The sequence below is a fragment of the Flavobacterium oncorhynchi genome (assembly GCF_002217355.1).
GTDB lineage: Bacteria > Bacteroidota > Bacteroidia > Flavobacteriales > Flavobacteriaceae > Flavobacterium > Flavobacterium oncorhynchi.
The window spans coordinates 38,970-54,276 of the sequence record NZ_MUHA01000023.1; the positions used below are offsets into that span (position 1 = coordinate 38,970).

Here is a 15,307-nt window from a genome sequence, read left to right on the forward strand (position 1 = left end):
TATGAAGACAACCCATGCCGATTTAGCGGAAAAGTTTATAGCAGACGAGCCAAGAACCGATTGGCACGACGAAACTTTATGGTTTGTTCGTGAAAAACGAGACAAAGCTGCGCATGGTTTGCCTGAATGGGAGCAGCTGCGTGAATGGGGATCTCAGATTAAAAATGCTACACTTTCTAATCTTTCCAATTATTTAAAAGAATTTGAAGAAAAAGCTACTGCCAATGGCATAAAAGTTCACTGGGCTTCAGATGCCAAAGAACACAATGAAATCGTTCATAAAATCATCAAAAAACACGGTATTCAGAAAATTGTGAAGAGCAAGAGTATGCTTACCGAAGAATGTCATTTGAATGAATATTTGCAGCATAACGGAATAGAAGTAGTGGATACAGATCTTGGAGAGCGAATTGTTCAATTCAGAAAAGAACCGCCAAGTCATATTGTACTGCCTGCAATTCACCTAAAAAAAGAAGATGTTAGTGCCACTTTTCATGAGCATTTACAAACCCAAAAAGGAAATAATGATCCGCAATATTTAACCGAGGCAGCGAGACAACACTTGCGAAATAAGTTTGTAGAATCGGAATTGGCGATTACTGGAGTTAATTTTGCCATTGCAGAGACAGGCGGTTTCGTAGTTTGCACCAATGAAGGAAATGCTGATATGGGAGCACACACAGCACCTGTACACATTGCCTGCATGGGCTTTGAAAAATTGATTCCAAAAGCAGAGCATTTATCAGTGTTTTTGAGATTATTAGCCAGAAGTGCTACAGGTCAGCCTATCACAACTTATTCAAGTCATTTTCATAAACCTAGAGCGAATCAGGAAATGCATATTGTTATTGTAGATAATGGCCGCAGTAAACAACTTGGGAGAGAAGATTTTAGAAATTCCTTGAAATGCATTCGTTGTGCCGCATGTTTCAATACTTGTCCCGTATATCGCAGAAGCGGCGGACATAGTTATCATACTGCTGTTGCAGGGCCAATTGGTTCTATTCTGAATCCAAATTTAGATATGAAAGCCAATGCCGATCTGCCATTTGCTTCAACGTTATGCGGCAGCTGCAGTAATGTATGTCCAGTAAAAATTAACATCCACGAACAGTTATGGAAATGGAGACAAGTAATTGTTTCCGAAGGTTATGTTGCAGGAAGTAAAAAAATAGGCATGAAAGGAATGAATTTCCTATTCTCGAATCCTAAAATTTATCGTTTAATGGGAAAAGTTGGAAGAAAGAGCATGCAGTTATTCCCTTTTATGATAAACAATAAATTTAATGTTTGGTTCAAACAAAGAGAAATGCCAGTTCCTCCAAAAGATTCTTTTAGAGATTGGTATTTAAAGAATAAGAAAAGCCAAAACTAAAATACCAGAAAATATAAAACATGAGTGCAAGAGAAAACATATTGAATGCCATAGCAATGAATCAGCCTGAATTTATTGAGATTCCTGTTATTGACAGCAGCGTTGTGATTCAGTATGATGATGTATATGCGCAGTTTAGAACAGTTTTAGAAAGTATCGGTGGTAAGACGGAATTAATCGGTGATATTTCAGTGCTTAAAGAACAATTAATTCTTGATAAGCAGAGTGGGAGTTTTGTGATAAATGCAGTAGCTGAGCTTGGAAATGTAGATGAACAAGCCGCTTTTTTAACTGCATCTGAATTAGAAAAAGTAGAAAAAGCATATGTTAAAGGAACACTTGGAGTGGCAGAAAATGGCGCTGTTTGGGTTTACGAAAGTCAAATGATAAACAGACTCGTTCCTTTTATTTGCCAGCATTTGGTTTTAGTAATAGAAAAAGAAAATCTTGTAGATACTTTACATCAGGCTTATCAAAAACTGGATGTTTCGAAAGAAGGATTTGGTGCCTTTATAGCAGGGCCATCTAAAACTGCCGATATAGAGCAATCGTTAGTAATTGGGGCGCACGGAGCAAGAAGCGCTGTGATTTATGTTTTGGAATAATAGACAAGAATAATTATTTGAATAGATAAGACAAAGTATAATATATTAAATAAGAATAAAATGAAACTAATACGATTTGGAGAAGCCGGTAAAGAAAAACCGGGTATTTTAATAGATGAAAAAAGATTTGATGTATCTTCAATAGTAACAGATTATAATGAAGCGTTTTTCGAAGAAAAGGGATTAGAAAAATTAAAAAAAGCATTAGAAAGTAATCCAGTTTTACCAGAAGTTGATGCTTCAGTTCGTTTAGGATCTCCTGTAGCACGACCTTCAAAAATAATTTGTATTGGATTAAATTATGTGGATCACTGTCATGAAACTAATGCACCGATTCCAGCAGAGCCGATTATCTTTTTTAAATCAACAACTTCGCTGTGCGGACCAAATGATGATTTGATTATTCCAAAGAACAGCGAAAAAACCGATTGGGAAATTGAGCTGGCTTTTGTAGTAGGAAAAAAAGCAAGTTATGTAGAAGAAGCTGAAGCTTTAGATTATGTTGCAGGTTACGCTTTGCTTAACGACTACAGCGAAAGAGCTTTTCAAATCGAACGCGGAGGACAATGGGCAAAAGGAAAAGGAAGCGACACATTTGCACCGCTTGGGCCATTTTTGGCAACGCAGGACGAAATTGAAGATGTGAATAATATACCAATGTGGTTAACCGTAAACGGGAAAAAATTTCAAAACAGTAACACCTCAAATTTAGTATTCAAAATTCCTTTTCTAGTGCATTATTTAAGTCAGTTTATGACACTGCTTCCAGGAGATATAATTAGTACTGGAACTCCGCCGGGTGTAGGTTTAGGAATAAAACCAGAACCTATTTATATCAAAGCAGGAGATGTGATCGAATTAGGTATGGATGGTTTAGGCAGCAGTAAGCAACATGCTGTAGCATACGCAAAATAAATTAATGGACCCTTTGGGTAAAATTAGTTAAAACACATAGAAACATAGATTTTGAAGCCTCAAAAAAAGACGTTTCATGTATCTAAAAGTTACAAATTTTATTTTGTGTAAGAAATGGATTTTATTTTGTCTAAAATCTATGTTTCAATTTGTTAGATAAATTTATTATGTTTTTCTTTGATGGTGTTATCGTACACACCAAGAGTTTATAATTTTAAAATAATTAAAAAATAGTAAATATGGTTAAGTCATTTCTTTTTTCGCTTCTGTTATGCTGCACATTATCGTTTGCACAAGAAGTGAATATTATCCCTCAGCCGGTAAAAGTTGTTAAAAATGCTGGAAGTTTTGTGATTAATGCACAAACAAGTTTGGTTGCTGCTAATAAAGAAGATAATGCTTCGGCAGCTTTTTTAAATGCTTATTTATCTGATTATTATGGTTTTGTATTGCCTGTAGTTAAAAAAGCAACTAAGAATTATATCAAATTATCAAGTCTTAAGGGCATTCAAGGACTTAAAGGAGAAGGATATAGTTTAAAATCTGATAAAAGTGGTGTTGAAATTATAGGAAATTCTCCTATTGGAACTTTCTACGGAATTCAAACTCTTATTCAGTTATTGCCTGTAGAAAAAAGCAACAATCTTGCAATAGCATCAGTAAATGTACAAGACGAACCTCGTTTTGCTTACAGAGGCGCGATGCTTGATGTTGGACGTCATTTTTTCTCGGTTGCTTTCGTTAAAAAGTATATTGATTATTTGGCATTGCATAAATTGAACTATTTTCATTGGCATTTAACCGAAGATCAAGGTTGGAGAATTGAAATTAAAAAGTATCCTAAACTTACTGAAATTGGGTCTAAACGAAATGGAAGCATCGTAGGAAGATATCCAGGTAAAGGAAGTGATAATACAGCAGAAGGTGGTTTTTATACTCAAGAGGAAGTAAAAGATATTGTAAAATATGCTTCAGATAGATTTATTACAGTAATTCCAGAAATTGAAATGCCGGGACACAGCAGTGCAGCAATTGCGGCTTATCCTGAGTTGAGCTGTTTTCCTAATGAGAAAACCAATCTTCCTGCTAATATGATTTCAGATAAGAGTAAGCAAGAAATGGCCAACGGAAGAAATAAGATCGTTCAAGAAACTTGGGGCGTACATGCAGATATTTTTGTTCCGACTGAAAATACTTTTAAATTCTTAGAAGATGTATTGGATGAAGTAATCGCTTTATTCCCTTCAAAATATATTCATATTGGAGGCGATGAAGCTCCAAAAGATGCTTGGAAAAAAAGCGAGTTCTGTCAGCAGATGATTAAAGAAAAAGGCTTAAAAGATGAGCACGGTCTTCAGAGTTATTTTATTCAACGCATCGAAAAATATGTGAATGCTAAAGGAAGAACCATAATTGGCTGGGATGAAATTTTAGAAGGTGGTTTGGCTCCAAATGCGATCGTAATGAGCTGGAGAGGCGAAGAGGGCGGAATTGCTGCAGCAAAAGAAAATCATCAGGTTATTATGACACCAGGAAGCCATGTTTATTTAGATCATTCGCAAACTAAAAACGAAAAAGAAGTTACTATTGGAGGGTTCTTGCCATTAGAAAAAGTATACAGCTATGAGCCAATTCCTAAAGAATTAAATGAGCAGCAGGCAAAATACGTTATGGGAGCGCAAGGAAATGTATGGACAGAATATATGGCAAATCCTGCCAAAGTAGAATACATGATATTCCCTCGTTTAAGTGCCTTAAGTGAAGTTTTATGGTCTCCAAAAGATAAAAAAGATTGGTCTCAGTTTCAAACAAAAATTGAAACCATGAAAAAACGTTATACCATGTGGGGAGCAAATTATTTTAAAGAGCAATAATAACATGCAATAAATAAAAAGACAGCTCAATTTGGGCTGTCTTTTGTTATTTGTCCAACTTCGAAGATCAAAACGAAATTTGATTTTCAAAAATTAACTTTTAGCTAATTCTATCAAATAATGAAAACCACAAAAACAACCACAAACTTAATTATAACCGCTTTATTGGTATTTTCGATGCAATTGCAGGCGCAAAAGTCCGTTCATATAATACCACAGCCCGTTAGTTTAGAGATCAAACAAGGCAGTTTCTCCTTTGATAATTCTACAGTTATAAAAGTAGATAAGAAAGATGCGGCTTCTGAAAAAGTAGTTCACTTTTTTAAAGAATATGTGAAACGGGTTACAGGATTTGAATTAAACAATACTAAAACAAGTGGAAAAGAGATTGTTTTTAGTATCGAAAAAATCAAAGAAATTGGAGACGAGGGATATTTACTTTCTGTAAATCCAAAAGAAATTCATATCAGAGCCAATACATCCAAAGGATTATTTTATGGCGTACAATCTTTATTGCAGACACTGCCTTTTAGCCGTACAAATGATTTGGTTCAAATTCCAAGTATGGAAATAAAAGATTATCCTCGCTTTCAATGGAGAGGGATGATGTTAGATGTCAGCCGTCATTTTGCTTCTCCTGAATTGGTAAAAGAATTTATTGATTTACTGGCAGCTTATAAAATGAATGTTTTTCATTGGCATTTAGTTGATGGTGCAGGCTGGCGTTTAGAAATTAAAAAATATCCTAAATTAACCCAACAAGCCGCTTGGCGAGTTGATGATTGGGGAAAATCATGGAATTGGGCTGAAATAGAGTTTAATGCCGACAGAAGTAAATCGACTTACGGCGGCTATTATACTCAAGAACAAGCAAAAGAGATTGTGGCTTATGCCAAAGCAAGAAATATTACAGTTGTGCCGGAGATAGAAATGCCAGGCCACTCTGAAGCTGCAATGGCGGCATATCCTGAGTTATCATGTAATCCTAAAAATACTTTCGCACAATCAGGTAATTTTTTAGCCAGTAAAGTAGAAAGTAATTATTGTGCAGGAAACGATCAGGCTTTTACATTCTTGCAAGATGTATTAACAGAAGTGATGGCAATTTTCCCTTCAAAATATATTCATATTGGAGGAGACGAAGTAGACAAAACGAGCTGGAAACATTGTGCTAAATGTCAAGCGAGAATGAAAAAAGAGCAATTGAAAGACGAGAAAGAATTGCAAAGTTACTTTATTCGCAGAATGGAAAAATACTTAGTTTCGAATAACAGAAAAATGATTGGATGGGACGAAATTCTTGAAGGCGGATTAGCTCCAGAAGCAACTGTTATGAGCTGGCGCGGTGAAGCAGGAGGAATAGAAGCAGCTAAAATGGGACATGATGTTGTGATGACACCTGGTTCTCCTTACTATTTTGACCATTATCAAGGTGATCCTGAAACTGAACCTCTTGCGATAGGCGGATTTAACACGTTGAAAAAAGTATACAATTATGACCCAATTCCAGTAGAATTAACTACAGAAGATGCTAAACGTGTTTTGGGTGCACAAGCCAATTTATGGACAGAATACATAAGTACCGCTGAACATGTTAAATATATGATTCTGCCTCGAATGCTTGCTTTGGCAGAAGTATTATGGTCTAAAAAAGAACAGCGTGATTGGAAAAACTTTGCCGAACGTTTGCAACCGCACCTAGAAGGTTTTGAGCAAAGAGGAATTCGTTATTCAAAAGGAAATTTCAAAGTAGATATTAAGCCAGTAGTCGAGAACAATAAACTTTTTATAGAACTCGATACAGATCAAATAGAGGCCGTAATTTATTATACAACTGACGGAAGTACACCATCTATAAGCAGTATTAAATATGAAAAGCCATTTGTAGTAAATAGTTCTATGACCGTAAAAGCAATCACGGTTATAAATAATAAAGTAGTTAGTGCAAAACCTGCAGAACAATCTTTTACCTTTAATAAAGCAACTGGAAAAACAATAAGTTACACAAATGCCAACAGCACTCACTATCGTGCAAATGGAGTCAATACTTTGATTGATGGTTTTAGAGGTACAAAAGATATTGGCAAACAATGGCATGGTTTCAATGAAAATGATTTAATTGCTACTATAGATTTAGGAGAAAGTACATCAATAAGCAGTATTACTTTGGGATGTATTCAAAATTGGAGCCAATGGATATTCCTGCCGCAATATGTAAAATTTGAAATATCTCAAGATGGTGTTACTTTTAAAGAAGTAAAAACAGAGACGAACTCTATTGCAGCTTCTGAAAAGGACATTCTAATAAAAGACTTTACAGCTCAATTTGCATCGCAGAAAGCTAAGTTTGTCCGTGTTACAGCCAAGAATTTGGGGCAATGTCCTAAAGGCCATCCTGGAGAAGGACAATCAGCGTGGTTGTTTGTTGATGAAATTATGGTTGAGTAAGTGACAGTATAAAAAAGTAGAAAAACTTTTTAATTTGAATGATGTCTAAAAAAAGAGGTCAGTTTCGCAAGCCGCGAAATTTGACCTCTTTTTTATTCTGAATATTGTGTCTGATTATCCCAAGTTTGAAACCTTGCTACTGGTTTCAACTATTGGAAAGCATTTTTTGTTAAATATTAAAAATCTAGTAGTTTTTTGTTTTTTAGATAACAGATTATTCTTTTAGATGTTCTAAATTTGTAAAGTGCAAAAACAAATTGTCTACATATTCATCTTTCTAATTGTATCCAATATTGGGTTCTTTCAGCAGTTTTATAAATTGCCTGTATTGATCGAACATTACAAGGAACACCAGCAAAGACATAATGTAAGCTTTATTGATTTTTTGGAAATGCATTATTGGGGAGAAGATATCAATGATAATGATACTGATCGCGATATGCAGCTTCCGTTTAAGCATATTTCGAGCGCTTCGTTTCAGCTTGTATTTGTTCCCGCAGAAAAACACACATTTGATATTCCTTTTAATGCTGATTTTTCAGAATCAGACATAATTCCGTTTACTTCAAACTTATATTCTAATCCCGCTTTATTTTCGGTATTCAGACCTCCTTTGGCATAAATTAATTTTCTAAGATTTTTATTGTGGTCAGGACATTTTTATGTTTTGGCTATAACAGTATTATTTCAAAAAAATTAAATAAAATTATGCTCAATAAGATCATTCAATTTTCAGTTAAAAATAAACTGGTAATTGGGGTTTTCACCTTGCTGTGGATTATCTACGGTATTTTTGAAGTAACCCGTTTACCAATTGATGCCGTTCCTGACATCACCAACAATCAGGTTCAGATTATTACAACCGCTCCGTCGCTGGGTGCTGAAGATGTAGAACGCTTAATCACTTTTCCGATAGAACAAGCGATTAGCAATATTCCGCAGCTAAAAGAAAGTCGAAGTATTTCTCGTTTCGGACTTTCGCTTGTTACGATTGTTTTTGCCGATGATACTGATGTGTATTGGGCACGTCAACAAGTGGCAGAACGTTTGCAAAAAGTAGAAATTGCTGAGAATGCCAGTATTCCCGAAATGGCTCCGGCAACAACAGGTTTGGGAGAAATCTACCAATATGTTTTAAAACCGCAACGAGGTTATGAAACCAAATATTCTCTCGAAGATTTACGTACGATTCAGGATTGGACGATTCGAAGACAACTTCTGGGAACTCCCGGAATTGCTGATGTGGCTACCTTTGGGGGGAAGCTAAAACAATACGAAATTGCCGTAAATCCGTCGCGATTAAAAGCGCAAAATCTGACTATAAAAGAAGTTTTTACCGCCTTAAACAACAATAACGAAAATACGGGAGGCGCTTATATTGAAAAAGGCCCAACTGTATTATATATCCGAAGTGTTGGATTAAAGCGAAATATTAAAGACATTCAAAATATCATTGTCAAAAATACACAGGCAGGAACGCCAATTTTAATCAAGGATATTGCCGAGGTAAAAATGTCTTCAGCGATACGTTATGGTGCTTTAACGACAGATGATATTGGTGAATCTGTTGGTGGAATCGTGATGATGCTGAAAGGTGAAAATGCTAATAATGTTATCGTTAATGTAAAAAAACGTGTTGCCGAAATTGAAAAGATTCTGCCAAAAGGCTTAAAAATAGAACCTTTTTTAGATCGTACCAAAATGGTTGACAATGCGATTGGTACAGTTGAGAAAAACCTTATCGAAGGCGCATTGATTGTCGTTCTGGTTTTAGTTCTTTTTCTGGGCAATTTAAGAGCCGGATTTATCGTGGCTTCCGTAATTCCGTTAGCGATGTTGTTTGCCATTATTATGATGAACACCTTTGGCGTAAGCGGAAATTTAATGAGTCTTGGTGCTCTCGATTTTGGTTTGATTGTCGATGGCGCTGTAATTATTGTCGAAGCGATTTTACATCATATTCACAGTGCCAAAAAGTACAAAGGCATCGATACCATTTCGCAGGAAGAAATGGATAAGGAAGTGACAGGATCTGCCGGACGAATGATGAATGCTGCCGTTTTTGGGCAAATCATTATTCTGATTGTTTATCTCCCAATATTATCATTAGAAGGAATTGAAGGTAAAATGTTCAAACCAATGGCACAAACTGTTGCCTTTGCCATTTTGGGAGCATTTATTCTTTCACTTACTTACGTACCAATGGTGAGCGCTTTGTTCATCAGCAAAAAGGTCAGTCATAAACCCAATCTTTCTGACCGAATCATGACCAAATTGGAAGGGCTTTATGAAAACTGGCTGTCCAAAGCTTTAAAGATGAAAAAAGGAATTGTCATTTCGGCCTTTGTATTATTCGGGATTGCTTTGTTGCTTTTCAGCCGAATGGGAGGAGAATTTATTCCGCAGTTAGAAGAAGGAGATTTTGCGGTGGAAACCCGATTGTTGTTAGGAACCAATCTTTCGACGACAACAGAAACGATTCAGAAAATTTCAAATACACTTAAAACGGAATATCCTGAAGTCGAAAAAGTAGTTTCGAGAATTGGTAGTGCCGAGATTCCAACAGATCCAATGCCTATTGAAGGCGGAGATATGATTATTGTTTTAAAAGATAAATCAGAATGGACAAGTGCTTCTTCGTTTCCGGAACTGGCAGATAAAATGACCGAAACCGTAAAACAAGTAGCTCCAGGAGTTACAACAGGTTTTCAGTTTCCGGTGCAAATGCGTTTTAATGAGTTAATGACCGGAGCCAAACAGGATTTGGTTTGTAAAATTTACGGTGAAGATTTAAATAAACTTGCCGAATATGCTGAAAAACTTGGTTCAATCAGTAAAACTGTCGAAGGCGCAACAGATTTGTATGTCGAAAAAGTAACAGGAATGCCTCAAATCGTAATTGATTATGACTGGGCAGAAATGGCGAAATACGGGATTTATGTTTCAGATATCAACCAAACTGTAAATGCTGCGTTTGCTGGTGCTGTGGCGGGAAGTATTTACGAAGGCGAAAAGCGTTTTGATATGGTGGTAAGAGTTGAAGCCAGCGGAAGAAAAGACATTTCGGACGTTAGAAATCTATTAATCTCAACCCGTTCCGGAATGCAGATTCCGTTGTATCAGGTGGCTTCGGTAAAAGAAGTGGAAGGACCTAACCAAATTCAGCGAGAAGATGCCAAAAGAAGAATTATTGTTGGGTTTAATGTAAGAGGCCGTGATGTCGAATCGATTGTGGAGGAATTACAGAAAAAAGTCAATAGTCAAATTAAATTCGATCCCGGATATTATATCACCTATGGCGGTACTTTCGAGAATCTGCAACAGGCAAAATCGCGTTTGGGCGTTGCTGTTCCGGCAGCTTTGTTTATGATTTTGGCTTTATTGTATTTTGCTTTCAGATCGTTTAAAGAAGGAATTATCATTTTTACCGCCATTCCGTTGTCGGCGATTGGTGGCGTATTTGGGCTTGCTTTGCGCGATATGCCTTTTAGTATTTCAGCCGGTGTTGGTTTTATTGCACTTTTTGGTGTAGCCGTATTAAACGGAATTGTTTTAATTTCTGAATTTAATCGAATACAGAAACAAGGTGAAATTACAGATCCGTTTGATATTATCATTACAGGAACCAAAAACAGATTGCGTCCAGTATTAATGACCGCTGCGGTGGCTTCTTTAGGATTTCTGCCAATGGCTTTAAGTAACGGAGCAGGAGCAGAGGTACAACGCCCGTTAGCAACAGTGGTTATTGGCGGATTAATAACGGCAACTTTGCTGACTCTTTTTGTACTTCCGGCAATTTATTTAATGACGTATCATACTAAAGTATTTTCAAAAAAAATCAAAAAAAACAAAATGGATAAACTGACTTTATTACTTGTTGCTTTATTGATTACAACTTCAGTAAAATCGCAGCAAAAGCCTGTTTCTCTGGATGAATCTTTGTCGATTGCACTTCAGAATAACAGAAGAATTAAATCGGCTCAGCTTAACGAAAAATCTAAAGAACAATTGCAAAAATCGGCTTATGATATTCCAAAATTGGCTTTAGATGCTGATTATGGTCAGTTTAATAGCAGTATTAATGATTCTCGCTTTGGCGTAAGCCAGACTTTTGCTTTTCCTACTTTATACAGCAATCAGAAAAAAGCGTTACAGGAAAACTATAATGTTGCCAAAGTCACGTCACAATTGACTTCGCAACAGATTAAATCGAATGTGAGAAGCTTGTTTTATTATTATATCTGGCTCAACAGTAAAAAAGAATTATTGGCTTACGCCGATTCTATCTACAGGTTAATGGAACAAAAATCTGATTTACGTTATAAAACAGGAGAAACTAATGTATTAGAAAAAAGCGCCTCTCAATCAGCAAGGCAATTTTACACCAATCAGCTTACAATGGTTAATAAAGATATTGCCATTACGCTGAAATCGTTTAATACCATATTGCAGGATAGTGTGGTGCATGTTCCGAATGGAGAAAATATAAAACATGATTTTGCTATTTCGTTAAACGAAAAAATAAATACGGCTGAACTTCCTCAAATTCAACTTTCGAATCACGAAACTGAAGCTGCAAAATGGAAATGGAAAACAGAGCAAGCTAAGTTAATGCCGGATATTATGGTAGGATATAATAATTTAAGCATTATTGGTACACAAACCAGTGTTGCAGGGCAGGAAGTGTATTATGACAGCAGTCACAGGTTTAGTTATGTGAATTTGGGATTATCGATTCCGTTATTCTTTTCGAGTCAGTCTTCACGCAATAAAGCGGCAAAAATCGAATACGAAAATTACAAAATGATTTCCGAATCGGTAAAAGTCGAAATGACAACAGAAATCGCCAACGCTGTAAGTGAAGCCGAAAAGTATAAAGAAAGCCTTGATTATTACGAAAACGAAGGACTTAAAAATGCGACTGTTATTATTGATGCTGCAAACAGTCAGCTGGAAAACGGTGACATTGATTACTTGCAATGGGTTTTAGTCGTAAATCAGGCAATTACCATTAAAAATGAATATCTCGACAGGATTAACGATTACAATAAAGCGATCATAAATCTTCAAACTCTCACTAATTTATAAGATAATGAAAACATATATCATCACGATTTTTGGTCTTTTATTTCTGGTTTCGTGCCACAGTGATAAAAAGAATCAGGAGAAAGAAACAGTACAAAAACAGGAAAACACCATTCAGTTAAGCAACGAACAAATTAAAAATGCGGGGCTTGTTGTGGGAAATCCGGAAGAAAGAACAGTAAAAGGAATATTACAACTTCAGGGAACTGTAACGGTTCCGCCAAAAAGTGTTGTTTCGGTTAGTATTCCGCTTGGCGGCTATATTAAAAAAACAGATTTAATGGCAGGAATGCATGTTCGAAAAGGACAATTATTAGCCGTTGTAGAAGATATGCAATATATACAACTACAACAGGATTATCTTACTGCGAAAGAAAAATTTCAGTTGGCTAAAAGCGAATATGACCGACAAAAAGAACTAAATGCAAAGAAAGCAAGCAGCGATAAATTGTACGAACAAACGGCTACAGAAATACAGACGCAGCGTATTTATATGGCTTCGCTGGCACAAAAATTATCGTTGTTAGGGATTAATGTAAAAACGCTTTCGGCTTCAAATATCAGTAAAACGGTTTCGATTGTTTCGCCTATAAATGCAGTCGTATCTAAAGTTAATGTAAATGTTGGAAAATATATTGCTCCAACAGATATGCTTTTTGAATTGATGGAAATGAGCGATATTGTATTGGTTATGAATGCTTTTGAAAAAGATATTCATTTACTTTCGACAGGACAAACGGTAAGTGCTTTTACGAATGCTAATCCTTCGAAGAGATTCTCTGCAAAGATTGCGTATATCAACCGCAGTCTTAACGACGATCGTGCTGCCGAAGTTATTTGTAAAGTTAATCAATACGATAACACATTAATTCCGGGACTTTTTATTAATGCTGAAGCAGAATTTGAGAACGAAAAAGCCATTACAGTTCCGGAAGATGCAGTAGTAAGATGGCAGGGCAAGTTTTTTGTTTTCGCTTTAAGCGGAAATAATCAATACAAAATGGTTGTGGTAGAACCGGGAACTACGACTGATGGTTTCCGTCAAATTAAATCTTCGGTAATTAATAAATCGTCAAAAATTGTAATTAAGAATGCGTATACGCTTTTGATGACTTTTATGAATGGCGGAGATGAATAAGTAAGCCGAAAGTTTGAAAGTCATAAAGTCAAAAAGATTGATGTTGATAAAAAGAGTTATTTAGTTAATTGTTGGTGAAAGGGCAGCTCCATTTTGGACTGCTCTTTTCTTTTAAGTAGTCTGAACACCAAAGATATATCCTACGAGTGCAGACATTACCATTGCAAAAGTTCCCCAAATACAAATGCGAAACACTGCTTTTAATATGTTTGAACCTCCTGCTTTAGCGGCCAAAACTCCTGAAAAAGCAAGAAAGAGTATCGAAAAACCATATTGATAAAATACCATATCGCGTATTGGGGCAAAAATTGCCACTAAAACCGGAAGCAATCCTCCAACAATAAAGGATACAGCCGATGCAAAAGCAGCCATTAATGGATTTGCTTGTGTGATTTCGTTTATTCCTAGTTCGTCTCTTGCATGTGCTTCGAGCGCGTCATAAGCCGTTAATTCCATTGCAACTTGGTGTGCTAAAGGTTTGCTTAATCCTCTTTGTACATATATATCCGTGAGTTCTTCGAGTTCAATTTCGGGCATGGTTTTCAGTGCATGACTTTCTCTTTTTAAATCAGCTGCTTCAACATCAGATTGTGAACTAACAGATACATATTCTCCTGCAGCCATAGAAAGTGCCCCCGCTACCAAACCTGCTACTGCAGCGAGTAAAATAGGCTCTCGCGTAGTAGTGGCAGCCGCAACACCAATAACTAAACTGGTTGTAGATAAAATTCCATCGTTTGCACCTAAAACAGCTGCTCTAAGCCAGCCGCTTCTATTGATATAATGATTTTCAGCTTCCATTAGTACGCTTTTTGTTATTTCACTATGAAGTTACTTCAAAAAGCGTTTGATAATCAGATAAAAGCTAGTAGAATGATTCTAAATTTTCAGGGGAACAGGTGCATTTCAGAAATTGTGACTGTTCAAAAAATAATTTCTTATTTGTAAGCTTCAGAGAAGCGAAATATTTATACCAAAGAATAGATCTTTACAATATAAAGCTCCAGAGGAGCGATATTCTTTTTCAGAATCAAAATATATTCCGCACCTCCGGAGCTTTTTTTATTTGTCTTATTGAAATTCTATAAATATTTTACCTCACTAAAAACTTACTTACTTTAAGGAATAGTCACCACTTTTTCAAATCGTCCGTGATGACTTACCGAAACCTCCTGAACTGTATTTTGAGAAGTGAGTAAGTAGGGAATACCATTTTTATCTTTTAGAATAGACTTTCCTTCGATTTCTTTTACATTATTCAAATTGTCTAAAAGATTGACTGCAATAGTATGAATATTGTCTTTAGAAAGGATTGTTTTGGTATAATAAATATTTTCGAAGCAGGTAACAATGCCTGCAGCGGTATTCTGGTTTTGCGAGGCGATAGAACAAACGAGTTTTTGCGGGATATATTCTCTTATTTTGGTTTGGCGGTTATAAATTTTATAAGCGGCTTCTTTCATGCTCCAAAGCAGCCAAACTGTAATTTCAGGATTTGTTGCATTTGAAATGAGCAATTGTTCGTCTAGTGTAAATAGTTTTTGTATAAAACCTTTACGCCGCCAATTGCTTTCCTGTCGCGTTTGTTGAATATCTATAACATCATTGCCAATCATTTTTCAGATAACTTAGTTTCTATGATTTCTACGGCAGCTTTTACATTTAGCATACGTTCCATATCGGTATTATCAATTACTACATCAAAGTTTTCTTCGATATCCAGCACAATATCTACCAAGTTAGCCGAATTGATATTTAGATCCTTAATGAAATCAGTATTTTCATTAAGGTTGTCATAGGCTTCGCTATTAGTTGTATATGGTTTTATAATCAATTTTAATTTAGCGATAAGTTCTTCTTTGTTCAT

At 35.9% G+C, this 15,307-nt stretch carries 11 protein-coding genes; 8 read left to right on the plus strand and 3 right to left on the minus strand.

What is annotated here, in order from left to right:
• Position 1 precedes the first annotated feature (1 nt).
• The 8 genes from B0A75_RS14525 to B0A75_RS14560 all read left to right on the plus strand — a co-directional run bounded on the left by B0A75_RS14525 (position 2) and on the right by B0A75_RS14560 (position 13,440).
• On the plus strand, positions 2-1,375 hold the full coding sequence (locus B0A75_RS14525) for a lactate utilization protein B (protein WP_089055003.1): 1,374 nt from the start codon (positions 2-4) through the stop codon (positions 1,373-1,375).
• Between the two features lie 20 nt (positions 1,376-1,395).
• A complete protein-coding gene (locus B0A75_RS14530; RefSeq protein ID WP_089055004.1) occupies positions 1,396-1,980 on the plus strand; it encodes a LutC/YkgG family protein in 585 nt (194 codons plus the stop codon).
• Between the two features lie 60 nt (positions 1,981-2,040).
• Positions 2,041-2,895, plus strand: coding sequence for a fumarylacetoacetate hydrolase family protein (locus B0A75_RS14535; protein ID WP_089055005.1), 855 nt, complete (start codon positions 2,041-2,043; stop codon positions 2,893-2,895).
• A 239-nt stretch (positions 2,896-3,134) separates the two neighbouring features.
• On the plus strand, positions 3,135-4,769 hold the full coding sequence (locus B0A75_RS14540; RefSeq protein ID WP_089055006.1) for a beta-N-acetylhexosaminidase: 1,635 nt from the start codon (positions 3,135-3,137) through the stop codon (positions 4,767-4,769).
• Between the two features lie 120 nt (positions 4,770-4,889).
• A complete protein-coding gene (locus B0A75_RS14545) occupies positions 4,890-7,217 on the plus strand; it encodes a glycoside hydrolase family 20 protein (protein ID WP_089055007.1) in 2,328 nt (775 codons plus the stop codon).
• Positions 7,218-7,461: 244 nt separating this feature from the next.
• On the plus strand, positions 7,462-7,839 hold the full coding sequence (locus tag B0A75_RS14550; protein WP_089055008.1) for a hypothetical protein: 378 nt from the start codon (positions 7,462-7,464) through the stop codon (positions 7,837-7,839).
• Between the two features lie 86 nt (positions 7,840-7,925).
• The gene (locus B0A75_RS14555) at positions 7,926-12,305 is read left to right on the plus strand and encodes a CusA/CzcA family heavy metal efflux RND transporter (protein ID WP_089055009.1); all 4,380 of its coding nucleotides are present in this window, start codon (positions 7,926-7,928) and stop codon (positions 12,303-12,305) included.
• A 4-nt stretch (positions 12,306-12,309) separates the two neighbouring features.
• Positions 12,310-13,440: an efflux RND transporter periplasmic adaptor subunit gene (locus tag B0A75_RS14560; RefSeq protein ID WP_089055010.1), complete on the plus strand. Its 1,131-nt coding sequence runs from the start codon at positions 12,310-12,312 to the stop codon at positions 13,438-13,440.
• Between the two features lie 111 nt (positions 13,441-13,551).
• Here B0A75_RS14560 and B0A75_RS14565 read toward each other — a convergent pair whose 3' ends face one another.
• The 3 genes from B0A75_RS14565 to B0A75_RS14575 form a co-directional block, all read right to left on the minus strand.
• On the minus strand, positions 13,552-14,241 hold the full coding sequence (locus B0A75_RS14565; RefSeq protein WP_089055011.1) for a VIT1/CCC1 transporter family protein: 690 nt from the start codon (positions 14,239-14,241) through the stop codon (positions 13,552-13,554).
• A 317-nt stretch (positions 14,242-14,558) separates the two neighbouring features.
• On the minus strand, positions 14,559-15,056 hold the full coding sequence (locus B0A75_RS14570) for a 4'-phosphopantetheinyl transferase family protein (protein ID WP_089055012.1): 498 nt from the start codon (positions 15,054-15,056) through the stop codon (positions 14,559-14,561).
• On the minus strand, positions 15,053-15,307 hold the full coding sequence (locus tag B0A75_RS14575; protein ID WP_089055067.1) for an acyl carrier protein: 255 nt from the start codon (positions 15,305-15,307) through the stop codon (positions 15,053-15,055). Before B0A75_RS14575 ends, B0A75_RS14570 begins: the two co-directional genes overlap by 4 nt.